At 40.8% G+C, this 22,350-nt stretch carries 20 protein-coding genes and 1 tRNA gene; 12 read left to right on the plus strand and 9 right to left on the minus strand.

Features of this window, described 5'->3' with window-relative positions; genetic code table 11:
- The 3 genes from IQR33_RS32460 to IQR33_RS07310 all read left to right on the plus strand — a co-directional run.
- Positions 1-993 (plus strand): DNA primase (locus IQR33_RS32460; protein ID WP_228013788.1); only part of this gene is annotated, 993 nt, incomplete at its 5' end.
- Positions 994-1,092: 99 nt separating this feature from the next.
- Positions 1,093-2,955, plus strand: coding sequence for an RNA polymerase sigma factor RpoD (rpoD, locus tag IQR33_RS07305; protein ID WP_005395986.1), 1,863 nt, complete (start codon positions 1,093-1,095; stop codon positions 2,953-2,955).
- A gap of 155 nt (positions 2,956-3,110) precedes the next feature.
- Positions 3,111-3,186: transfer RNA gene (locus tag IQR33_RS07310), tRNA-Ile, on the plus strand.
- A gap of 223 nt (positions 3,187-3,409) precedes the next feature.
- Here IQR33_RS07310 and IQR33_RS35130 read toward each other — a convergent pair.
- The 3 genes from IQR33_RS35130 to IQR33_RS07320 form a co-directional block, all read right to left on the minus strand.
- Positions 3,410-3,541: a hypothetical protein gene (locus IQR33_RS35130; protein WP_017634400.1), complete on the minus strand. Its 132-nt coding sequence runs from the start codon at positions 3,539-3,541 to the stop codon at positions 3,410-3,412.
- A gap of 67 nt (positions 3,542-3,608) precedes the next feature.
- On the minus strand, positions 3,609-4,484 hold the full coding sequence (locus tag IQR33_RS07315; protein ID WP_025768388.1) for a phage integrase N-terminal domain-containing protein: 876 nt from the start codon (positions 4,482-4,484) through the stop codon (positions 3,609-3,611).
- A gap of 482 nt (positions 4,485-4,966) precedes the next feature.
- Positions 4,967-5,290: a hypothetical protein gene (locus IQR33_RS07320; protein ID WP_025768387.1), complete on the minus strand. Its 324-nt coding sequence runs from the start codon at positions 5,288-5,290 to the stop codon at positions 4,967-4,969.
- Between the two features lie 314 nt (positions 5,291-5,604).
- On the opposite strand from IQR33_RS07320, the gene IQR33_RS07325 reads away from it, so the two are divergent.
- From IQR33_RS07325 to IQR33_RS07335, 3 genes are read left to right on the plus strand one after another with little or no spacing between them, the layout of a single operon-like run.
- Positions 5,605-6,108: an Hcp family type VI secretion system effector gene (locus IQR33_RS07325; protein ID WP_023624872.1), complete on the plus strand. Its 504-nt coding sequence runs from the start codon at positions 5,605-5,607 to the stop codon at positions 6,106-6,108.
- On the plus strand, positions 6,105-6,893 hold the full coding sequence (locus tag IQR33_RS07330) for a DUF4225 domain-containing protein (RefSeq protein ID WP_025768386.1): 789 nt from the start codon (positions 6,105-6,107) through the stop codon (positions 6,891-6,893). Before IQR33_RS07325 ends, IQR33_RS07330 begins: the two co-directional genes overlap by 4 nt.
- Positions 6,893-7,213, plus strand: a complete 321-nt coding sequence (locus IQR33_RS07335) for a hypothetical protein (RefSeq protein WP_023624875.1) — start codon at positions 6,893-6,895, stop codon at positions 7,211-7,213. Before IQR33_RS07330 ends, IQR33_RS07335 begins: the two co-directional genes overlap by 1 nt.
- Positions 7,214-7,353: 140 nt before the next feature.
- Here the strand turns inward: IQR33_RS07335 and IQR33_RS07340 are convergent, their stop codons facing one another.
- The 4 genes from IQR33_RS07340 to IQR33_RS07355 form a co-directional block, all read right to left on the minus strand.
- Positions 7,354-7,554 carry a helix-turn-helix transcriptional regulator gene (locus tag IQR33_RS07340; protein ID WP_324186369.1) on the minus strand — a complete coding sequence of 67 codons (201 nt, stop codon included), beginning with the start codon at positions 7,552-7,554 and terminating at the stop codon, positions 7,354-7,356.
- Positions 7,555-7,742: 188 nt separating this feature from the next.
- Positions 7,743-9,011 carry a VapE domain-containing protein gene (locus IQR33_RS07345; RefSeq protein WP_193837542.1) on the minus strand — a complete coding sequence of 423 codons (1,269 nt, stop codon included), beginning with the start codon at positions 9,009-9,011 and terminating at the stop codon, positions 7,743-7,745.
- A complete protein-coding gene (locus IQR33_RS07350; RefSeq protein WP_020840053.1) occupies positions 8,995-9,195 on the minus strand; it encodes a helix-turn-helix transcriptional regulator in 201 nt (66 codons plus the stop codon). Before IQR33_RS07350 ends, IQR33_RS07345 begins: the two co-directional genes overlap by 17 nt.
- A 426-nt stretch (positions 9,196-9,621) precedes the next feature.
- The gene (locus tag IQR33_RS07355; RefSeq protein WP_193843608.1) at positions 9,622-9,771 is read right to left on the minus strand and encodes a hypothetical protein; all 150 of its coding nucleotides are present in this window, start codon (positions 9,769-9,771) and stop codon (positions 9,622-9,624) included.
- Positions 9,772-10,400: 629 nt separating this feature from the next.
- Between IQR33_RS07355 and IQR33_RS07365 the strand changes: the two genes are divergently transcribed.
- Genes IQR33_RS07365 through IQR33_RS07375 form a run of 3 tightly spaced genes read left to right on the plus strand, consistent with a single transcriptional unit; the run spans position 10,401 to position 14,294 of the window.
- Entirely contained in the window at positions 10,401-11,585 is a 1,185-nt protein-coding gene (locus tag IQR33_RS07365) for a metallophosphoesterase family protein (protein WP_193837541.1), read from the plus strand.
- A complete protein-coding gene (locus IQR33_RS07370; protein ID WP_193837540.1) occupies positions 11,575-13,383 on the plus strand; it encodes a hypothetical protein in 1,809 nt (602 codons plus the stop codon). Before IQR33_RS07365 ends, IQR33_RS07370 begins: the two co-directional genes overlap by 11 nt.
- A complete protein-coding gene (locus tag IQR33_RS07375; protein ID WP_193837539.1) occupies positions 13,380-14,294 on the plus strand; it encodes a hypothetical protein in 915 nt (304 codons plus the stop codon). The genes IQR33_RS07370 and IQR33_RS07375 overlap by 4 nt, the downstream gene beginning before the upstream one ends.
- 251 nt (positions 14,295-14,545) lie before the next feature.
- Here the strand turns inward: IQR33_RS07375 and IQR33_RS07380 are convergent, their stop codons facing one another.
- Positions 14,546-15,841, minus strand: coding sequence for a tyrosine-type recombinase/integrase (locus IQR33_RS07380; RefSeq protein WP_193837538.1), 1,296 nt, complete (start codon positions 15,839-15,841; stop codon positions 14,546-14,548).
- A 1,088-nt stretch (positions 15,842-16,929) separates the two neighbouring features.
- Complete coding sequence (locus IQR33_RS32465; protein WP_054579714.1) at positions 16,930-17,907, minus strand: restriction endonuclease; 978 nt, start codon at positions 17,905-17,907, stop codon at positions 16,930-16,932.
- An 89-nt stretch (positions 17,908-17,996) separates the two neighbouring features.
- On the opposite strand from IQR33_RS32465, the gene IQR33_RS07390 reads away from it, so the two are divergent.
- The 3 genes from IQR33_RS07390 (at position 17,997) to IQR33_RS07400 (ending at position 21,232) form a co-directional block, all read left to right on the plus strand.
- Entirely contained in the window at positions 17,997-18,359 is a 363-nt protein-coding gene (locus IQR33_RS07390; RefSeq protein WP_191116428.1) for a hypothetical protein, read from the plus strand.
- Positions 18,360-18,369: 10 nt separating this feature from the next.
- Positions 18,370-19,557: a site-specific integrase gene (locus tag IQR33_RS07395; RefSeq protein WP_191116427.1), complete on the plus strand. Its 1,188-nt coding sequence runs from the start codon at positions 18,370-18,372 to the stop codon at positions 19,555-19,557.
- 151 nt (positions 19,558-19,708) lie between these two features.
- The gene (locus IQR33_RS07400) at positions 19,709-21,232 is read left to right on the plus strand and encodes an anti-phage dCTP deaminase (protein ID WP_054579711.1); all 1,524 of its coding nucleotides are present in this window, start codon (positions 19,709-19,711) and stop codon (positions 21,230-21,232) included.
- Positions 21,233-22,350 lie beyond the last annotated feature (1,118 nt).

A 22,350-nucleotide genomic window follows, 5' to 3' on the forward strand; every position in this document is an offset into this window, starting at 1 on the left:
CTACAAGCGTACCGTGAGCCACCACAAATTTTAGTGGTTGAAGGCTATATGGATGTTGTCGCGCTTGCTCAATATGGCGTAGATTATTCCGTTGCCTCATTGGGAACCTCGACAACGGGCGATCACTTGCAAGTGTTATTCAGGCAAACAAGCACCGTCGTGTGTTGTTATGACGGTGACCGCGCAGGCCGTGAAGCAGCGTGGCGTGCCATGGAAAATGCATTGCCTTACCTAACTGATGGTCGCCAGTTAAAATTCATGTTTTTGCCGGATGGAGAAGATCCCGACTCTTATATCCGGCAAAACGGAAAACAAGCATTTGAGCAGCAAGTGTCTAATGCGATGCCCTTGTCTGAATTCATGTTCAGCTCATTGACTCAGCAGGTCGACATGAGCACGAAAGAAGGCATGGCAAAACTGAGTACTCTTGCGGTTCCTCTCATTGATAAAGTCCCTGGCGGCACTTTAAGACTATACTTGAGAGAATTGCTTGGCCGCCGTTTGGGTTTGGTTGATGAACGCCAACTACAGCAGCTAATTTCAAAACAAGGTAAAGAGGATAAAAGGCCTCAACCTCATAAAGAAATCAAGCGAACGCCGATGCGAGAAGTGATCGCGTTACTGATTCAAAACCCACAATACGTAAGTATGGTGCCAGATCTAACTAGCGTTAGAGATTTGCCCATTCCTGGTCTAAGTTTATTTGTTGATGTACTTGATAAATGCCAAGCGCATCCCCATATCAACACAGGCCAATTATTAGAGCATTGGCGAAACAGCCAAAATGAGACCCTTCTGTCTCGTCTCGCGAGTTGGGACATTCCACTCGATGAGGACAACCAAGAAGAAATCTTTTTAGACTCACTGGATAAAATTATTGCCCAGTGCGTAGAAAAACAAATTGAAAACCTGCAGGCCAAAGCAAGAAGTGTCGGTTTATCAGCCGAAGAGAAAAGGGAGCTGCTAGCACTTATGCTAGATTTAAAAGCGTAACCCTGTTTAATTAGTCAGCAACGATTTAATTTGTTATAGTAAGTGGTTTGCATTTCGCATACTGATTCCTTCACCAGATTACGAAGTTGGATACCGTCTATGGATCACAATCCGCAGTCACAGCTAAAGTCACTTGTTATTAAAGGCAAGGAACAAGGCTATCTGACCTACGCCGAAGTAAATGACCACCTACCTGCTGAAATCGTAGATTCAGAACAGGTAGAAGACATCATTCAGATGATCAACGACATGGGCATTAAGGTAGTAGAAACTGCTCCTGATGCTGATGATTTAGCACTGAACGATGACACAAATATTACCGATGAAGATGCAGCCGAAGCTGCAGCCGCTGCACTTTCTAGCGTAGAGAGTGAGATTGGTCGTACAACAGACCCAGTACGTATGTACATGCGTGAGATGGGTACTGTCGAACTTCTAACTCGCGAAGGCGAAATCGACATCGCAAAACGTATTGAAGAAGGTATTAACCAAGTTCAATCGTCTGTTGCTGAATACCCAGGCACAATTCCGTACATTCTTGAGCAATTTGACAAAGTTCAAGCTGAAGAACTACGTCTTACAGACCTAATTTCAGGTTTTGTAGATCCAGATGCTGACGACACCGCTGCACCAACGGCAACACACATCGGTTCTGAACTGACTGAATCTCAGTTAGAAGAAGAAGACGATGAAGACGTTGATGACGACGAAGATAGCGATGACGATTCAGATGATTCTGAAGAAGATGTAGGTATCGATCCTGAATTAGCGCTAGAGAAATTCAACCAACTACGCAGCACCTATCAAAATCTTCAATTAGCAATCAACGAATACGGCTATAACAGCCCGAAAGCAACCGTTGCTAATGAAATGATGCTAGACGTATTCCGCGAGTTTCGTCTAACGCCTAAGCAGTTTGATCACCTAGTGAATGAACTGCGTACTGCTATGGATCGCGTTCGTACTCAAGAGCGCCTGATCATGAAGTCTGTGGTTGAATACGGCAAAATGCCGAAGAAATCATTCATCGCGCTGTTCACTGGTAATGAATCAAGTGAAGCTTGGTTGGATGAAGTTCTTGCTTCAGACAAGCCATACGCTGAAAAGATCAAACGTAACGAAGAAGAAATCCGTCGTTCAATCGCTAAGCTAAAAATGATTGAAGAAGAGACTTCTCTAAACGTACAGAACATTAAAGACATCAGCCGTCGTATGTCTATCGGTGAAGCAAAAGCTCGCCGTGCGAAGAAAGAGATGGTTGAAGCGAACTTGCGTCTTGTAATTTCTATCGCGAAGAAATACACCAACCGTGGTCTACAGTTCTTGGATCTCATCCAGGAAGGTAACATCGGTCTGATGAAAGCGGTAGATAAATTCGAATATCGTCGTGGTTACAAGTTCTCGACTTACGCAACGTGGTGGATCCGTCAGGCAATCACTCGTTCAATCGCGGACCAAGCACGTACGATTCGTATTCCGGTACACATGATCGAAACGATCAACAAGCTAAACCGTATTTCTCGTCAAATGTTGCAAGAGATGGGTCGTGAGCCACTACCGGAAGAACTGGCAGAGCGCATGCAAATGCCAGAAGACAAGATTCGTAAAGTACTAAAAATCGCTAAAGAGCCTATCTCAATGGAGACACCAATCGGTGACGACGAAGATTCGCATCTAGGTGATTTTATCGAAGATACAACGCTAGAACTTCCGCTAGATTCTGCAACTGCAACTAGCCTTAAAGTGGCAACAAAAGACGTGCTTGCAGGTCTAACGCCACGTGAAGCGAAAGTACTTCGTATGCGCTTTGGTATCGACATGAACACTGACCATACTCTAGAAGAAGTTGGTAAGCAGTTCGACGTTACTCGTGAACGTATCCGTCAGATCGAAGCAAAAGCACTACGTAAACTTCGTCACCCAAGCCGCTCAGAGACTCTGCGCAGCTTCCTAGACGAATAATCGCAGCGCATATAAGCTTTTAGAAATCAAAAAAGGTGACTTTAGGTCGCCTTTTTTATTATCTACTGTTCTAAGTGGATAAAAACTAAGCGCAATTGCCCTAGTTGGTATCTAGACACCTTGCAACGCTTCCCCTATAATCGTTGTCCTATTAAGGCCCCTTAGCTCAGTGGTTAGAGCAGTCGACTCATAATCGATTGGTCCGCAGTTCAAGTCTGCGAGGGGCCACCATATTCTAGAAGGCGTAGCAGGTTAGTACCTGCTACGCTTTTTTTGTACCTAGTGATTTTGGGTGTAGTTGTGGGTGTAGTTAGGAAGTTGCTTAGCTCACAATTTTGGACGCTTTGCTGAGCTTGCCAACATTTTTCCATCACGAGCAGAACAGAAAATTCGATAAGATAATAAAAAAGCGCCCCTTATGTGAAAGGGGGCGCTTTTTTATTATCTGCCTATTTTACTCAATTCCGTGTTTACGATCATACCAAATAGCTAACAAAGGCAAACCGATTGTACCAACGGTAACTAGAGCTAAAAATAAAAGTTGAGCTAAAGTCATACCCGTTACATCCAAAAGTTGTACTAACATATTGAAACCCGCCCTAGTGTTCTTGTGGTTATATTTTAACCTAAAAATACAAAACTTGATAATGTGCTTACCGGCCAAGATAGATAACTGTAATCTCTTCTCGCTCATGCCCTAACTCTCTACTAATAATAAGGCGAGCTTCTTTATCTGCACTTTTTTGTTGTCTACTCAGTTCTCTGCTAGTTAAACCACCCGCTTTAGGTGCATTCATTCCTGTCAGTTCTATGTATCGCTGTTGAGCATATTGATGGCGTAGACCATGGTTCTTGCATAACCCAACCTTCCTACAAGTATTTTCGTAGTGCTTTAGCTGTTGAATGTACTTTTTGCCTGCGGGAATCAGAGAGCCTCTTGGGGCAATAGCTATAGCTCGTTCTAATACCTGCTTTTGATATTCGTTTCTGATTGGTACCTCTCGCGCCTTGCCACCTTTAGTCCAAGAACCCATTAAATGAATTCTATCTGCTTTAATCGCTATACTGGGGTTAAACTTCAAAGCTTCTTCCCGCCTCAGACCGAATGCAGATTGTAGCTCTAACGCTATTTTTATATATGGGTCTGAGATTGCGTTAAACTTTACTTCATCAAGCTCTTTCGCCTTGTTGGTACTATTGTCACTGAAAACTCTCTTTCCTATCCCCAACTCTTCATTGGACTTGGGTAACAAATGCTCACGTCCAGTCTTTTCGAATACCCAACGAATATGTGCCATTCGGTTTTTTATAGTTCCAACGCTTAAGCCTTGACTTTGCCAATGCTCAACCAAAAATTTTACGTGCTTTAACTTAAGTGTATGTGGAGTTAAGTGCCTGTACCCTCCTCTCTTTAATTGTTTTTCGATTTGGATGAGGATGTTTTTACGTGCAGCTTGAGATGCATAACTCCCATCAATGTTGCGCTTCATTAACAAAACTAGGCCGTGTCGTAAGTTTGGTTTGCTCATGACTCTTACTCCTAAACAAATAAGAGCCATATAGCTCATATGGCTCTATCTACTTGAAAAATGATGGAGAAAACGTAATCAAACCACGTGAACCTGATGGTTAGTGATAAGCCCAATTCAAACTTATGGTTAGTAAGATGAATGCCTCAGAGGCGATTAGGGCAAGAGTGATGGTTTGTGTATCGATAGTTACGAATATCGTACATGATCTACTTGAAGAAGCGTGAGCATCTACGAGAAGAGCATTATGACGTCACAATGCTGGTTACGTTTCTTTCTCCTATTGAACATTTATGATTTATGAAGAGTCTTTATAGCGACGGCTACTTTTTTATTTACGTGATGAGGCTACCAAGCCGTCACTTGGCTGTCACCAAGTGACCCCGCTTAAAAGAAATAACGAGAATATAGAAAAAATAAGGTGGTGCGCTCGCGGTATACCTCCTGTCACTACCTATTTCACAGCTAGTGACAGGAGGGCTTCAACGTGCGTTCTTTATGCTGTTGAGCAGTGGTTCTTTGATACCATCAATACATAGGACAGCTTCTTGCAAAGACGATTCAAGGCGTGGATCAAAGTAACCATACTGAACGAATATCTGACGTTTGATGTCATCTGGGGATTTCAAGTAATTGATTATATTTTCATCTGTAAGCTTAAATGGTGGCTCTTGGATTAACATGGCCGTAATTGCTTTAGCCATGACTGCGCGATGCTGCAAGTCCAAACTCGTGACAGCATCTCTAAACATACCTTCTATGTCTTCCATGTAGCGCTTCCAAATAAATTCGTCCATCTGCACCATACATCCCCCTTTACGTTGTTTTGTTCGCACTGCGAACATTCACTTACAGTATTACTATAAGCGAATCAGAAAATCTTAATGTGAACAAAGCCAAGAGCAATGAATAAAAAGTAATGAAGATGCTCTTCTAAGCAGTAATTAGGTTAATACTAAGGCCTAACTAAAGAATGCTGCTGACCTTCACGAATTTGATAATACCTGCTTTTAGAGCGTCTTCACGGACATTTCAACTAATAAGAACATCGATATGCAAGGTGACCCACTTAGTTTAGTTTGCTAGCATTTTTTGCACGTTTAAGATTCAGGAAAAACCAATGAGTACAAAAGCTTACCTATCCATAGAGAGCATCATGAGTGGTTGTCTATCAACAGGCTGCAATACTTTCTATTCTATGGGAAACAGCTATCAGCTAGGTCATGAGGATGAGATTACCGTCCTATCTTTCTCTCATTCGATTGCACACGATAGCCGCTCGATCCATGCTCCAATTCAAATTGTTAAGAAAATTGATAAATCTTCACCAGTATTGGCTCAAGCGTGCTCCGATGGGGAAGAGTTAAAATGCCGCCTGACTTTTTATAGGCCAAATCATAAAGGTGGGGATGAGCTTTTTTATGAGATAACGTTGAGTGGTGCCCTAATTAGGTCAGTTTCATCTCATATGCCACATGTTGTCGACTTCAACGAAAGCGAGATGACAGAAACTATCGCTATTTCATACAGGGATATTAACTGGCGTCATGTTGGAGCAAACACTGCTGCTTTTGCATCTTGGATACAGCCACTTTCCGAACTTAAGGAAAAAGCAACCCAATGAGCAATATTCCTACGCACATAGAAGAAGACGAAGTAAGAGTTGCAGTTAGAGGCTTGCTTCGTCAAGCTAACATGTACAGCATGAGTCACTTGCAAGACCCAACCATCCAACATCAATTTCGGGAAGAATATCGTTTTCTTGGTCAATGCCTATTGAATGATTACAGAGATGGGATTCTAGTAGGGAGCAAAATTGTTCGTCTGGTAAAGCAAGAACGACAAAGCTTGATCGATCAGGCATTTGAGCTAGGCAAGTATAGTATTGGAATAGTTGCTGGTGCAGGCCAGCTCTCAGCTGGGTATGGACTATGCGTTACGAGCTCTGTTTTCTCGATTGTTGGCGCTTCTTGGTGTGGAGGTGTTGGAGCTCCAATGATGGCTCATGGAGCTAATAACGTGTTCGAAAACTCATATAATATTGCTGGTAACATCGACCAAAACTGGAACGGTCGATATACAGGAAAGTACGGCAATAATACTGGTTTTATGAAAAAAGGCTATCGAATCGCAGCAAAGCATATGGGGCTATCAGAGCAAGATGCAGATACAGCATTTGCTACTGTTGACTTAGCTACTAGTGCTTATGGTCTGGCAAATAAGAAAAAAGTAGTACAAACTTGGACAAACGCACCAGACTCTAAACAGCTAATGCTATTTAACTATGCAAAACGAGACTATGAAAAAGGATTTAAAGCCATGAGTAAAGGGGCTTTAGGTATAGAGTTTTCAGCCAACTACTTTACTGCACAGGGAGCATTAGAGCCGTACTTTAAGGAAAAGGAATAATGCCTTTATTGGAATATATTTTACTGAGTGTTCTCGGGGTATTGATTTGCCATTATTTTTCAGGTTTCTATTCTAAAAAAAATAATATTATTGCCTTCTTGGGATACTTATTTATTTTAGGTAACTTTGGTGGGCAGCATTATAATGTATTGTTTAATAAGGAGTTTATTGATAACTGGCTGTTTTTCATTGAAACAAACAATAGCTACTACACTGATACCTACAGATTTGTCGCTATGCTTTTCTTATTCTTAACAACTCTGACGTTACCACCATCTAAGTTTGGCAAACTCTTCAAGCGTATCTCTCGTCGCTCTTGATTAAGGTTCCTCGTAAACAGTAAGCCTATACATTGGTCCAATATTTAACTAATGCGGAACCAAACTGCCAATCCCTACAAGTGGAATTAACGTTCGCAGTGCGAATAAAAAGCGAGGCCTATAGCCTCGCGTACATAAATTTAATCTTTAAAAGTCTGTTCTTGCTCTACTAACCAATCAACAAAGTCTCGCTCACGCCATCCCAAACAACGTCCGTTGATTTGAATTGGTTTGGGGAAACATTTGTCTTTGGCCCACCAACGCCAGATCGTCCTCGGACTGCGACCTAGTGAATCTGAAACTTCTTTAAGGGACATAATTCGATCTCTTGCCATGAGCATCCTCCTTTTCTCATTTGATGACTGAACCAGTATCTTTGATAAAAAGAGGCGTAACGGTTTTAAGAGGTCGATTGATTGAATTGATCAGATGTTCGCAGTGCGAACGACATAAAATTGGTTTTTCTCAATTTACTTCACTTACTCCACTTTAAGTGAGGTAAGTGAAGTAAAGTTATGAACATACAATCTCAGAAATGTGGACGATAGCTGCTTGGAAACAAATACAGCCTGTAGCCATCTTTGTAACGAGTTTCAATTTTCCCCTCATCAGCTAATCGCTGTAGAGCTCTGCCGACATGAGCAACATAGTTACATGGTATGCCTAAGATCTGGCTAATTTGGCCTGGTGCAAGCCATTCAGTCTGGCTTCGATTATCATCAGCCTCCATTGATATTCGCTCCTGAAGCATTTTATACCAACGCCCTTTATCCAAATATTTATCAGATACCGTCTCAACCAGAGCCTGCTCGTCCATTGACAGTACCCAAGGCTCACCAGCTTCATACATGTGCTTGACCTCCAACCAAAACTGCCGCAATGACTCGGGCTCTTCTTGGCGAAGGCTGCCAGTTCCGTTGTATTGCCACCCGAGAATCCGATTCACAGTAGTCATATCAATGGGTTCATTGAGCTCAATCACACCAAACCGAGTATTACCCGTTCTGTCCTTCAAGAAGTCTTGGCCGTTTACCGTCGCTATCAAAAGCGTTTGCCTCGGTTTTTTGAGGTCGGTACGCGCATAGGGCAACCTGATTGTGTCTGCCTCTTGGGATATAAAGGCTTTCAGCTGACCTTGACTGTGCTTTGTTGAGGACTCCAGTTCACCGAGTTCAACAATCCATGACTTAATAATAGGTAACACGCTATCTTTGCAGCGGGGATCTAATGCCCGACCTCCAAGAAATGCCCCTTGTACGATGTCACCTATTCTTGATAAGAAAGCGGTTTTTCTAAAAGACTGCTTACTCTGAAGCACTGGAACTAACTTACTGCTAAACCGAGGCTCGTATAGCGCCGCAATACAACCTACAAGCCACCTCCGCATAATTAGCTCCGTAACTTCAGGTTTCTTAGAACGGATGCACCCAATAACTTTCTTCACTCGTTCGACGCCATCCCATTCAGAGTCAGCCAGATGCAAAACAATAGGGTGATATGAACGCTCCTTTGCCAAAACATGTAGATGATCACCAATTGCTGCTTTTGGTACATCGAATCTTGCACAGTCGCTTATCAGCTTACTCATTAACACCTCATATTGCATAACCTTACCGTTATGGAGCACTTCTATCTCAGTGTTCATCGCATTTAAGTAAGGGACGTATCCTTTGTGATCTAACAGTACCCTCAGGTTGTCATCTGTATTGAGAATAAGCTTCTTAAACCCTTCTTTTTTCTTGTCTGGAAAATCGAGTTGAGACTCGCTCGGCTGACTTTTATCACTTGCTGCTGTCACTTTTCCCCCCTTGACTCTCCATCCAGTTATCTAGCTCAGACTCTCGCCACCCAAGGCAGCGTCCATTGATCAGAATGGGTTTCGGAAATGTTTTCTCTTTTGCCCACCATCGCCAAATAGTTTTGGGAGTTCGCCCTAAGGCTTCTGATACCTCTTTCAAGGACATGATTCGGTTATGTGTCATCAACTTTCTCCTTATCTCATCAAGTGACAGGAGTTAGTATCTTGGAAAAAAAAGGAGGGAGCGGTTTTAGGAGGTCGATTGCTTTAATTGATCTTGATAAAGAAGTTGTAACCAAAAGAAGATGTTCGCAGTGCGAACAAAAGATAAAAATTGGCGTCAAAAGTCCTCGCAATAAAGAGTGAAACCAATTTGTGGACAAAACTGTTTTACGGGTTTAACTAAACTGTCATTTGACGGATTACCAGAGATATAGCAAAACCTCTAATCGGTAGGCCGAAACCAGTCACCAACTACAATTCAGTAGAACAGTTTTTAAAAGCGGATAAGGCTATACCTTCGAATTCTCATTCGACTACTTACGACTTAATCATCAACGACCAGCCATTTTTGGCTTGGCTATGAGTATCAGGCTTTATCACATATTGATCATGGGTGTTTCTTTAGCTCTATTTTTGATTTTAAGCGGAAGTTTGCCTTCTGCCCCCCCATGATGGTGCGTTTCGGCATGCCCAAAAGCTGCAAATACTGTTCATAGGTCATAAAAGGCATATTTATTACTATTTGATATGAAAGCATGGTGCTATCCTAGTAAGCTATTGAATGTTTAATATTGGCTCATAGAGCTGCCGGTCTAAACGTCTGAATGCGAGAATTACTGATCGTATATGCTAGAAAAACAGTAGCAATTACTGCCTTTTGATTATGAAGGTGGTAAAAATGTGACCGAAAGACTATGTGAAACGCTTGTAGAAGGTGAGCCACTTCCGAATAGGCAAATGACTGAAGAGCAGTTCGAAAGTCTAGAAGAGAAATATCTTATGATATTGACGTATTTAAAATTCTCAATGGCGAACTAACGAAATTACGAACTCTCACATTCGATAAAGCACTTTTATAAGAAACAGCTATTGAGAGTGCTATCGCAATCTATGACGGTGACTCTACCTTTATCATGTATAAGAGTTCACAGCAAGCCGTAGCCGGAACCTACCTAGTAGATATGGACGCCCCTCTCCCTAAACGAAATCCAACGTATTCTGGGTAAAAAAACTAGCTATCAGTTTTAATGGAACGATGATTACTATTGATGAGGGTGATGTGAAGGTTGTGAGTCGGGTTGATTTAGTAATATCAAAATCGAATTTGTAGGCTGTAGACACCAATAATGTAGCGAACGATTAAAAATTTATTATTTGACAGATTATATGAAAATTTTACTTCTATCAGATTTACATGCCGTTTTAGAAAATGACAGCCAAAATCTAAGCAACTCAAGGCTTCACCTTGATCAGAATGGAAATGGTGAATGGGGTAACGCACTTATAAGTTACATCAGCACACTTAACATCAAGTATGACTTAATAGTCTGCTGCGGGGATATTGCTAACAAAGGATCTAAAGCATCTTTCTTGGCTGGGTGGACGTTTCTTAACAATTTGAGTCGCACGTTACCCAATGCAAAATTAGTATGTGTACCAGGTAATCATGACCATCAGTCAAGACCAGACCTTAGTGACCCAGATGGTTTTTCTCCAAAACATCAATTGCAGTTTTGTGAACCACCTTTCCCGTTTAATTGTCATGAAAAGAATACACACTTTTGGGCATGGAACTGGGTTTTAGACGATAGTGACCCCCAGTCAAACTTAGTTTTACTAAATACAAGCGCTTATCATGGCTTTAGTAATGAATCACATCATGGCAGAGTGGCTCTCGAAACAGTCGACCAAATAGAGAAAAGACTTGCCAACCAATCAAGCCCCAAAGCAATAAACATTCTTATCTGCCACCATCATCCACAAAGAATGGAACATGCACATGATGATTATGACGGTCAACAAATGAGCGGCGGACAAAAGCTACTCAACTCATTGCAGAAAGTAGATCAAGGTCCATGGCTAATTTTACATGGTCACAAGCATTATTCCTGTATTTCAAAAGCTTCAAGTGAAGGTGAAGATCCACCAATAGTCTTTTCGGCAGGCAGTGCATCTGCAAAATACGCAGACCTCATAGATAATCAATTTTATTCAATCGATATTGACATAACAAAAACTTCTGAAAACGAACGAGTTATTGGTACATTTGAAACGCATCAGTTCTCTGTTGGCAGCGGCTGGAAGCCTTCAGCTTCCACCAATATGCCAGCTAAAAGTGGACTTGGTTCAAATATCAATTCACGAACATTGATTAATAGAATAAAAGCTCTTTTAAAAAATGAAGCATTTTTAGAAGAAACTGACATAAAAGATATAAACGACGAACTCCGATATTTTTTGCCTGCAGAGTTCAAAAAATTTAAGAGTAGGTTAGAAAAAAATTCACTAGTTTCTGACATTGATGAAGCAAACCAGTTCATTTTACAGGTAGGGCCAGCCGATGCTAAATAGAATCCCAAGTGTCAGCGATTCTTTCAACGCAAAAACATCAACCACCGAGGATCTCTGCGAAACTTTTATCACAAATGAATTTTATGACAAATTAGCCTGTCCAAACCACTGTATTATGATCGGACCTAGAGGCAGTGGTAAAACAACGCTCATGAGAATGTTGGACATTGAATCTCTTGAGCTATGGAAATCAGAAAAAGCAAGTGAATATAGAAAGACCATCAATTATTCAGGTGTATTTATACCCACAGACCGTTATTGGAAAACACAATATCAAAAAATTGAAAATAAATTAAAAGGTGATGAAATATCAAAGAAAGAAAAATTACGATATGACACCGCAATTATTCTTTTGGAACAATTATTTTCTTATCACGTTTTTGAAAACCTCCTCTCTGTAGTTAATTACAGATGCAGCAGAACAATAAAGAAAACTAACAATTTTAAGAACGTGGAATTTACTAAAGAATCTGAAGTAGAGCTAGTTCACAGCCTAAAAAACATCCTAAATGTTGAACCAAGAATAAATTCTTTAAAAAGTCTTTTAACAGAAGTCATCTTAAAAAAACAACTTATATCCAATACCGTAAACAACCTTATATCCAACGATGATGTTGATGTCCAAGAAGTAGGTCACTTTGATTTAATAAGTAATCTAGAAAGTGTTGTTGCTATCGTTAACACATACTTTGAAGAAAAAAGTGGAAAATGGGCGTTTTTATTTGACGAGTTGGAACTTGCACCAAACCAGATAATCAAACCACTGGTAAACGAAATGCGTGGTGGGCATAGGGATATTATATTCAAACTTGCTCTATCACCTTATCACAAAGGTGTCTCTATAACTGATGACACCGATAGTGCCATGAAAGCTCAAGATATAGAATTGATTGACCTAACAGGTCTAAGTGACAATGGGGGTAATAACTTCGCTAATTCACTATGTACCGCTCTATTTCAAAGAAAAGGGCTCTATAACAATATTGAGCATTACTTTGAAGAACCTAAAGATATAAATATCGACAAAGATTTTAACGATTTGTCAGCGAAGGACCCTTCCTTCAATAACTATCTTATTGAAAGAGGTTTCAAGTCTGATATCTATACTAATCAGAATAGCCAACTTAGAAAAATAAAATTTATTGTGCATCTACGGAACTTTAAACGTAGTAAAGATGGTAAAAAACATGCACGAAGAAGACCTGCCGACTACTATGGTGGGTTTGAAAACATATGTAAATCGGTCGAGTATAATCCTAGAATGCTTATCGGTTTAATGAATAAATTTATTAATCATGCTAAAGATGGGAAAATAAGTTTAAATCAGCAATTAATAAGCTTACAAGAATACTTTCATGACTACCGTTCGTTACTAGGCACAATTGCAGTAGATTCCGGAGACGATAAATTTAACAATATATATGATTTAATATCAGAGATCGCACTATTTTTTAGAGACGAAATTCATGGACCACAGTTTAAAACCCAACCTAAAGGTTCAATAGCAATCAAAAACAAAATAAGTGATGAACTCAATGAAATAATAGGATATGCACTTAATGCTGGCGCACTTGTACCAATCGATACTGAGATAGGTTCGTTAAATGATTTAAACTCTAGTAAACGCTGCAGATTATCTTATATCTTCTCACATCATTATGACCTGTTAATGACTAAGCAAAGTGAGATAGATATCGTAGATCTAATAGAACAAACTAAGCTTAAATCGACTAGATTGAAAATCGTTGACTTACTAGGTTTTACTAACTATCAACAATACTCTTTGGAGCTTGAATGAAAATACTAAGTGATAGCTTTAATGGACCGTATGACTTATCAATATTAGGATTAGGTTACGAAGAACGAGCGTCAAGTAAATATAACCAAGAAAAAGACTTACTTGGTGAAGTCTTAGCTTTGGGTTACCTGACACATACTGAGATTCTTCATTATAAAGCTAATAAAGATAAGTATGTGTCAGGGCATAGCAATGTCTTTGAAGGAAATGATAAGGATGTTAAATCATATTTGAATGAATGGCTTAAAGAAAAGATTGGTGAAAAAAATAAACCTATCAATGTATTAATAGATATCACAGTTTTTTCCAGATCAAGACTTGCTGCACTATTATATATTTTGGTGAAAAGCCTGCCTAAAAGCTCTATCTTAACTATATCTTATGAAATATCGAAGTTCGTTTCTGCACCTGATGGGCTATCTCCAATAAAAAAAGTGGGAGATATTATACCTGAACTATCTGGCACTATAGGGGATCTAAATAAACCAACAGCGTTAATCTTAGGTTTAGGTTATGAAGACGGCAAAGCTCTTGGATTAGCAACTTATCTTGAGCCAGAGTTCAATTTTGCTTTAGTCCCAATTGGTGTTGACAAAAAATTTGACGATTTAGTTGTTAAAAATAATCAGGCATTCTTAAATGAGATCCCTAGTTCGAGAATTGTCCATTACAGATTAGATCAACCTTATAACACATACATTGATATGAGAGACCTAGTAAGTGCGACCTCTTCGTTTGCGACACCTCTTATAGCCCCGTTAGGACCTAAAATTCTAACAGCCATTAGCGTTCTTATTGCTATTGAATTTAATGAAAAATTGCCTGTTTGGCGAGTATCTTCCGACTATGAAGAAAAGCCAGTAAACAGAAAACCTAGTGGAACCAGTGTTAAACTTTCGGTTATGATTTAAATAAAGACGCCCATATTTTTGTGGGCATTTTTTTTACTTACACAGTAACTCTGACTCTATGCCGTCTTCACTAGCCTAAGACCACCACCTAAGCAATAATCGCTAGCAAACAAATGGGGCAATTTCGAGTTAGAAAATATCACGGGCAAATCAAATAAGAATGAGATCGCAATGTGTCACTTACTACTTTCGATGCATCAACAATAAATAAAAAGTAATGCAGCGTTCGCACTGCGAACGTCAATCCACCTTCACCAAAGACTAACTACATTTGATCCCGTGTCTTCCACTCTCAATAGCTTCGTCTCCCATAGCTCAAGGGCATGCCTTTTCTCACTTAGATACTCGTATCTATCGTAATGTTTTGAGCTCACATCATTCAGTGCATGGTTCTGTAGCCTATCTCTCAATGCTTTACTTACACCCAGCTCTCCCATCAAGGTTTTACACGTACGGCGCAAATCCCTGGGGATGAAATGCTCAAAGTGTGGGTGATCATCTCGATAACGAGCAATGGTTTGACTCAATGAATCTAAGCGAACGTGGTCATTGTCATCTTTATGATGAGGGAAGATAAATGGACTAGCTGAGTTGCTTTCTCTGAGCCTTTCTAAGATAGACATCGCTGATTCAGTCAAAGGGACCAAATGGCTACGCTTGTTTTTCGAAAGGTCAGGAGTGATAAGTAACGTTCGTTCATCCCAATTGATTGCCGTCCATTTTGATGCTGCAATCTCATAAGGTCTTTGTCCACCAGTATGAATACAAAGAAGAATAAGGCATCGCATCATTTCTGAGGCTCGAACTCCTTCTATATCAAATTCAATATCATGCATAAACTGATGTAATTCCGTGAACGTTAGATAGCGCTCCCCTACTCGCTCTGCATCTTTTTGTTTTGGTATAGAAGATACTGGGTTAAGGAGGAGACCAAACTTAGCGTCTCTCAAGTAATTCGCAGGATCATTGTCATGTGAAAGGCCATAATTAAATGCGGCATGAAGGTAGCTTCTGACTCGATTGCTTTGTGTAGCGGCACCACGTTGTATCATGTGAGCTAATATCGTAACGATATTAGACGTCGTCACATCACAAGCCTTTGTTTCTTTGGAGATAAATGGATAAACCTCTTTCTCCAGTGACCGATAAACGTTTTGATAAGTCCGCTTCCCCTCTTTTTTCATTTGGTTTACATAACTTTGAAACAGCAACTCTAAGCTTCCCTTGCTCTCCTCCTCTCTTCGAGCTACTTCACGCTTTTTCTCTGCGTTGGCTAATTCAAATTTAGGATCGAATCCCTGCTTTAACATTAAGCCCAGTTTATGCGCCTCTTTCCGCGCATCAACAAGACTGAGCGCCGGAAATCGCCCTAACTGAATAAAGAGACGTTTACCCTCGCGGTAGTAGCGAAAGACAAACCCTTTATTTCCACTAGCAAACACCTTCACTCCAAGACGTCCAGCGCCTTTAGTTCGGTCATCATCCCAAACGTAATACGCATTACTTTTAGGCTTTAAACCCACAATTTCTTTTTGCGTAATTGCCATAACAGTTCCTTTGTTGCGCAACTACACCCAAAGTTAAATTGGGTGTAGTTGTGGGTGTAGTTAGGAGGTCTCTTAATGACAGTTTGTGAGATATCACAAGATAAGGCAAGTCAAACAACTCACTATTTATCAATAATTTAAACACAATTTGAGATAACATGGAATTTGATAAAACAAATATTATCACGACTCATAATCGATTGGTCCGCAGTTCAAGTCTGCGAGGGGCCACCATATTCAGAAGGCTCGTAAAGAAATCTACGGGCCTTTTTTCGTTCTAGTCCTTTCCATATCCGGTCCGCAATTACTTCCTGTACGCTCTGGTCCATTAGGTCAGCCGAAACACGCCACGTAGTCACCACAGAGTCACACTTCCTCTGTCAGAGTGATATCCACCATCAGAACCTCTCTCGTCTGTACAACGCGAATCAGAGCAGATACATACCACTCAACATCAGACCGGAACCCCAGAAAAACTTCGCGCTGGAACCAACAAAAATATAACCAACATCCTGTCCATTAGCTGAGGTTATTAATTTAGATATGGGATGGAAAGCTAGTTCAGCGACGGAAGGGACACCCATGATCCAAAAGCTCTCAGAACTAGCAAATCAGGAAAAACAGCATTCAATGATGACCGATTACCCTCAGTGGTAATCGGTCTGTTATCTAGTAAGTGATTTCGGCCAGCAATCAGTGGCACTCAACCACAGCACCAGAAACAGCAGCTAATCATTGGACTGGTATTCATACTCGAATCGGAAAAACCAACGGCACACTGGATTACAGCGCGGATCTGGTATGAGTTAGGGCTAAGAGTTGGGTTGGTGCAATCAGATGGAACTACCGTCGTAGCTACCGACGACGGCAAACTGGACTGAAAACCTAAATAGGAAATTTACATTAGGGTTCGTGTCCAGCTCGGTATCTAGCCAAAATCACAGCTAAAGACCGGATAGAGACCGGACCGACGACGCCGTCGCCAAAGTTGCTGGAACTACATCATGCAGGAAGTCAGGCGGGATAAGTCTTAGAGTAAGATTACAGGGCCAGTCTGGTGTGACCGACCCAGCGATCTAGGATTTTAGTTAGAGCGCAGTTATCGATGGAACATCTGAAATATACAGCTTACTTTTAGTTACAGGAGATAAACTAGGTATGTGTTCGTACAGCCAGTCAATAAATCCCCTGCCGTCCATCACATAAATACCACGATCTTGTGCTTCACTTATTGCTTGCTCCGAAAGCACACCCGTTGTAATTAACCACTTTTGAGATTCATCATCGTCTAGCCCACTAAGTTGCTCTACGCCATGAATACTTGTATGACCATCGTGGTGCTTAACTTGTATAGTTAGCCTAGTCGATGTAAAAGTATCAGAGCGAGATGCTTCAATATCGGCGTCAGATATATCACTCGATTGATTCTTAGCTAAAATCTTACCTTGATAACCTTCGATCTTGAGCAATTCTAAAACCAACTTTTCTAATCCATACCCACCGCTTTCTAAGTTAGTTCTGCCCTGTTGGATATTATTTAATAGCTGTTCTTTAAATGTATGAGTTGCCAGCTCTTCTGATTCAAGAAATCGAGAGTTAAATGAAACACCACCATCTTTTTCTATCTGCTGAAGTAATGACAGAATTTCATCCCCAAATTCCGTGAGGGGACCGACTGCCATTCTAATTTTTAAGCGGCTGGAAAGACCTTGAGATAATTGGTTGCGTGGGATTTTTATGATCTTTCCAGTGGAGTCTCTTAGAAAAGAAACCTTTACCCTGTTTTCTCCGTAACTAATCCCTTTCTCATACTTTTTTACATCGGATGCATGACCGATAACGATATGCTTAGAGACTGGCACGACTATTATGTCGCCTTTCTTTATATTAAAGAAACGAGTTATTTGGTTCCGTTTTCGACCAATTGAACCGTACTCTCTAAGTAGCTCATCAATTACTTCTGTAGCTGATTTAAAAGCAGAGAAATTAACTCGCTGCCAACCATAACCAATCCAATCGTCTTCTGTTAAGCATTCAGGACTTCTCACTAGAATAATGTTATCCATTAATCTTCCTTGCATAGCAATGTTCGCCGAACCATCAAATAGTTCAAACACATATTAACACTATGATACTGATAATCATGGAGTTCAATATGATTAAGCTAACTAATCTTCAACAAATCACAACCCTACCAATCACCACCACCTTACAAGAACAAATCAAATCCATACTCACCGAACCATTTCACGATACAGCAGAAACCCAACAGGCATGGGATGTGCTGCAATGTGAACTCTGGTTTCTCACATCAAAATCCGAGCTCTCTACCGTCGTCGTCGACGATATCGAAATGCTAAAACGAGCACTTACCTACACCGAATTCGAAGACGATCTGGACTACGGAGCAACACTCACCCTGAGCATTGTCGAGGACTCTGGTAAGGGTATCTACCTACTGATACCTAAGACACTGCTCACCGAATTACGCCAATATTTCTCCATCGAGAATGACTAAGGAGGCAGCGATGCAATCCCGAAAATTCAAATTCAATAAGCGCCAACTCGACTCACTACCACCGACGCCGACGACGAGCAAAAGTAAGGAAACGGAATACACGGACGAGTTGTGTAGCGGTTTAAAATTAATCGTCAACCGTCAGGGGAGGAAGCGTTTCCTCTTTAGGTACACCTACAATCGGGTCAAAAAATCTATACAACTAGGCGAACATCCAGCGCTAGACATCAACACTGCTCGTCAGATTGCCAATGACCATAAACGGGAAATTGCTCTAGGCAATGATCCCAAGGCGATTCGTGATGAGAAGCGTAACGTGCTCACTTTTCAAGAATTTGCGGAGCTGCACTACTTACCCTACGCCATGATGAATAAGCTCACCGCCAAAAGTGATGCAGGTAGTCTCAAGCTCCATTTCTATCCGAAATGGGGTAAGAAACCTCTTACTGATATTGGTCAGCAAGATATTCAGAAATTGTTGGACGGGTTACTAGAAGGTAGGAAACCTGCAACGGTCAACCGTCTACGCTCTTTGATCCTTCGTATGTTCAGACTGGCAATGGAATGGGGCTATGTCGATTCTAATCCCGGTCAGTACATACGGAAGCTCAAGGAAAACAACGTAAGGCAAAGATTTCTCTCACGTGCAGAGGTTTCCAGCTTCATCAAGGCATGTAACGAAGAACCGAATCGAACTCAAGCCAACGCATTGAAATTTGCGCTACTAACAGGGATGCGCATAGGTGAAATAACTGGCTCAAAATGGGAGTGCCTTACTGTCGACGACGACGGCAATTGGAGCCTATTTCTACCACACACTAAGTCGGGATTGTCTAGAACGGTCCTACTCAACCACCTAGCTAAGGAGGTCATCCATGATCAACGACGATTTCAACAACCGAAGAACCCCTATATCTTTGCCGGAGATGCACCCGGTAGACCTATCGCTCATCCGAAGAAGGCATTTGCTCGAATCAAGAAAGCTGCCGGGATTACAGACAACTTCCGAATTCATGACTTGAGGCACAGCTTCGCATCGATACTGATCAATTCAGGTAATGCCACGCTCTATGATGTTCAGCATTTATTGGGGCATCAGAGTCCACAGACCAGCACTAGGTATGCTCATTTAGCTTCGAGTAGACTGAGGGAGGTAAGTGCTAATGTGGCTGAGTTGGTTGGAGGTGTGAATAAGTAATTATCTTAAGTAGCCTATTAGGGGGCTACTTAAGTCCAAACTTCAAGCTAAATAAGATATACATAACATTTTAAAGGTTAATATTTGCACTGCTTGTATTTTTTATCATTATGTACATTGATGCATTTGCTTATTTGATTGAATGTCGTTTATGAGTGATAAAAACAAAATACATGCTAATGATGGATTAGAGGCAGAGGAAGAAAGCTTTTCAGAAATAGTTATAGCTTTAGTTTCAGCCGTTGGAACAGACCTGAGTCGATTCATTAACTTAATGTCAGATGAACTAGAGTTGTACGACTTTAAACCCGAAGTCATTCGAGTTTCATCGGGTTTTTTGCAGGCACTTCAACCTGTGCCTGAAGGTTTATCAAAGCTTGAAACTATCAATTACTTTATGAATCTTGGAAATCAATATCGTAATGTGACTGAAGATAATGCAGCTTTAGCATATGCTGCTATTACCGAAATATCTCAACGACGAGCTGAAATTTTAGATGGGCTTGAGCCTCAACCATTAAAAAAGAAAGCATGGATAATTCGATCACTGAAACATCCTGATGAAGTTGCTGCTTTGAGAGAGACTTATGGCAACAGTTTATTTGTCATAGGGATTCATGCTAGCTACGAAAGTCGATTTCAATCACTTGATAATAAACGTAGAAGTACTGAAGATAGCGATGTCGTAAAGAAACTTATCTCCAGAGATGAGGATGAAGGACCAAATAACGGTCATGGGCAGCATACAAGAGATACTTTCCACTTAGCTGATTTTTTTATCGATGAAGATCAAAATCTTAATAAAAATAGGGTTGATGTGGAGCGCGTATTTAAGCTGATATTCGGATACCCATTTCTTACTCCCACGTTTGATGAATATGCCATGTATATGGCTTTCTCTGCATCTAGTCGATCTGCTGACTTATCAAGACAAGTTGGCGCAGTATTAACCAAAAATAACAATATCATATCAACAGGGGCGAATGATGTCCCTAGATCTAAAGGTGGTTTGTACTGGCCTTCCTTAGATAGCTCAAATACACGGATAGCAGATAGTCATGACGGTAGGGATTACATGCGTGGTTATGATGCTAACAAAAAAGCAATTCAAGAGGTCATTGACGATATCATTGATAAACTGGAACTTGAGAGCTCTGCTGAATTAAACAAAAAACTAAAAAATACAAAACTAAAAGATATCACAGAGTATGGAAGAGTCGTGCATGCTGAAATGGAGGCTATTTTATCTTGTGGTAGAACCAATAATAGTACTTTAGAGACAACGCTGTATTGTACAACTTTCCCATGTCATAACTGTGCGAAACACATAATTGCTGCGGGAGTATTGAGAGTTGTATATGTTGAGCCATATGCAAAAAGTAAGGCGTTTGAGTTTCACTCTGATGCAATTTCAGAAGGTTATTGTGAAGATAAAGTGTCCTTTGAGCCATTTGTTGGAGTTGGACCAAGAAGTTTCTTGAACTTCTTTTCTATGACTTTAGGTAATGGTCGAGAGATAAAGCGCAAAAAATCTTCAGGCGAGACTGTAGACTGGAGTAGAGAATCAGCTAAACTTAGGCTAAAACCTAACCCAATCCAATATATTACAAGCGAGGAATTTTCCTCAGCATTAACAAGTGAGCATTTCAAAATCTTTAATGATAAAAAATGTTAACTAACAGGAACTTATGATGAAAAAAGTTGATAACAGAGCTCTAGTCGAACACTTGGAGAAGGCTGAGCAGAAAATGGCAGCTTGGCCTCAATGGCAACAACAAATTTTCAGATCAAAAGTAACCTCTCAATCTTCTCAACTCTCTAGCCAAAGAACTGTTAGAGAGTCATCTACTACTAACTAAAATCCTAGATCGCTGGGTCGGTCACACCAGACTGGCCCTGTAATCTTACTCTAAGACTTATCCCGCCTGACTTCCTGCATGATGTAGTTCCAGCAACTTTGGCGACGGCGTCGTCGGTCCGGTCTCTATCCGGTCTTTAGCTGTGATTTTGGCTAGATACCGAGCTGGACACGAACCCTAATGTAAATTTCCTATTTAGGTTTTCAGTCCAGTTTGCCGTCGTCGTCGACGGGAGTTCCATCTGATTCCATCAACCCAACTTGACACCCTAACTCATACCAGATCCGCGCTGTAATCCAGTGTGCCGTTGGTTTTTCCGATTCGAGTATGAATACCAGTCCAATGATTAGCTGCTGTTTCTGGTGCTGTGGTTGAGTGCCACTGATTGCTGGCCGAAATCACTTACTAGATAACAGACCGATTACCACTGAGGGTAATCGGTCATCATTGAATGCTGTTTTTCCTGATTTGCTAGTTCTGAGAGCTTTTGGATCATGGGTGTCCCTTCCGTCGCTGAACTAGCTTTCCATCCCATATCTAAATTAATAACTTCAGCTAATGGACAGGATGTTGGTTATATTTTTGTTGGTTCCAGCGCGAAGTTTTTCTGGGGTTCGATTCTGGTGTTGAGTGGTATGTATCTGCTCTGATTCGTACTGTACAGACGAGAGAAGGTTCTGATGGTGGATATCACTCTGAGACAGGAAGTGTGACTCTGTAGTGACTACGTGAAGTGTTTCGGCTGACCTGATGGACCGGAGCTTACCGGGAGTAATTGCGGACCAGATATGGAAAGGACTGGAACGAAAAAAGGCTTACGGATTTCTCCATAAGCATTTTTTGTATCTTATATCTTTGGGTACAGTTTCGGTTGCGGTAACTCGTCACTAACCTCGTAATAGCTTTTCTTCTTCCCCTCTTCTTTAACTATTAT

This window comes from Vibrio sp. OPT46 (assembly GCF_015163535.1).
Lineage (GTDB): Bacteria > Pseudomonadota > Gammaproteobacteria > Enterobacterales > Vibrionaceae > Vibrio > Vibrio alginolyticus.

What these genes read in the sequence shown, in the direction of transcription:
- IQR33_RS07365 (WP_193837541.1), top strand. Translation starts at nt 10,401, where the DNA reads ATGAAAATTTTACTTCTATCAGATTTACATGCCGTTTTAGAAAATGAC.
- IQR33_RS07395 (WP_191116427.1), top strand. Translation starts at nt 18,370, where the DNA reads ATGCAATCCCGAAAATTCAAATTCAATAAGCGCCAACTCGACTCACTA.
- IQR33_RS07355 (WP_193843608.1), bottom strand. Translation starts at nt 9,771, where the DNA reads ATGCTTTCATATCAAATAGTAATAAATATGCCTTTTATGACCTATGAA.
- IQR33_RS07375 (WP_193837539.1), top strand. Translation starts at nt 13,380, where the DNA reads ATGAAAATACTAAGTGATAGCTTTAATGGACCGTATGACTTATCAATA.
- IQR33_RS07370 (WP_193837540.1), top strand. Translation starts at nt 11,575, where the DNA reads ATGCTAAATAGAATCCCAAGTGTCAGCGATTCTTTCAACGCAAAAACA.
- IQR33_RS07315 (WP_025768388.1), bottom strand. Translation starts at nt 4,484, where the DNA reads ATGAGCAAACCAAACTTACGACACGGCCTAGTTTTGTTAATGAAGCGC.
- IQR33_RS07400 (WP_054579711.1), top strand. Translation starts at nt 19,709, where the DNA reads ATGAGTGATAAAAACAAAATACATGCTAATGATGGATTAGAGGCAGAG.
- IQR33_RS07380 (WP_193837538.1), bottom strand. Translation starts at nt 15,841, where the DNA reads ATGGCAATTACGCAAAAAGAAATTGTGGGTTTAAAGCCTAAAAGTAAT.
- IQR33_RS32465 (WP_054579714.1), bottom strand. Translation starts at nt 17,907, where the DNA reads ATGGATAACATTATTCTAGTGAGAAGTCCTGAATGCTTAACAGAAGAC.
- IQR33_RS07325 (WP_023624872.1), top strand. Translation starts at nt 5,605, where the DNA reads ATGAGTACAAAAGCTTACCTATCCATAGAGAGCATCATGAGTGGTTGT.
- IQR33_RS07340 (WP_324186369.1), bottom strand. Translation starts at nt 7,554, where the DNA reads ATGCTCATGGCAAGAGATCGAATTATGTCCCTTAAAGAAGTTTCAGAT.
- IQR33_RS35130 (WP_017634400.1), bottom strand. Translation starts at nt 3,541, where the DNA reads ATGTTAGTACAACTTTTGGATGTAACGGGTATGACTTTAGCTCAACTT.
- IQR33_RS07335 (WP_023624875.1), top strand. Translation starts at nt 6,893, where the DNA reads ATGCCTTTATTGGAATATATTTTACTGAGTGTTCTCGGGGTATTGATT.
- IQR33_RS07330 (WP_025768386.1), top strand. Translation starts at nt 6,105, where the DNA reads ATGAGCAATATTCCTACGCACATAGAAGAAGACGAAGTAAGAGTTGCA.
- rpoD (WP_005395986.1), top strand. Translation starts at nt 1,093, where the DNA reads ATGGATCACAATCCGCAGTCACAGCTAAAGTCACTTGTTATTAAAGGC.
- IQR33_RS07390 (WP_191116428.1), top strand. Translation starts at nt 17,997, where the DNA reads ATGATTAAGCTAACTAATCTTCAACAAATCACAACCCTACCAATCACC.
- IQR33_RS07350 (WP_020840053.1), bottom strand. Translation starts at nt 9,195, where the DNA reads ATGACACATAACCGAATCATGTCCTTGAAAGAGGTATCAGAAGCCTTA.
- IQR33_RS07320 (WP_025768387.1), bottom strand. Translation starts at nt 5,290, where the DNA reads ATGGTGCAGATGGACGAATTTATTTGGAAGCGCTACATGGAAGACATA.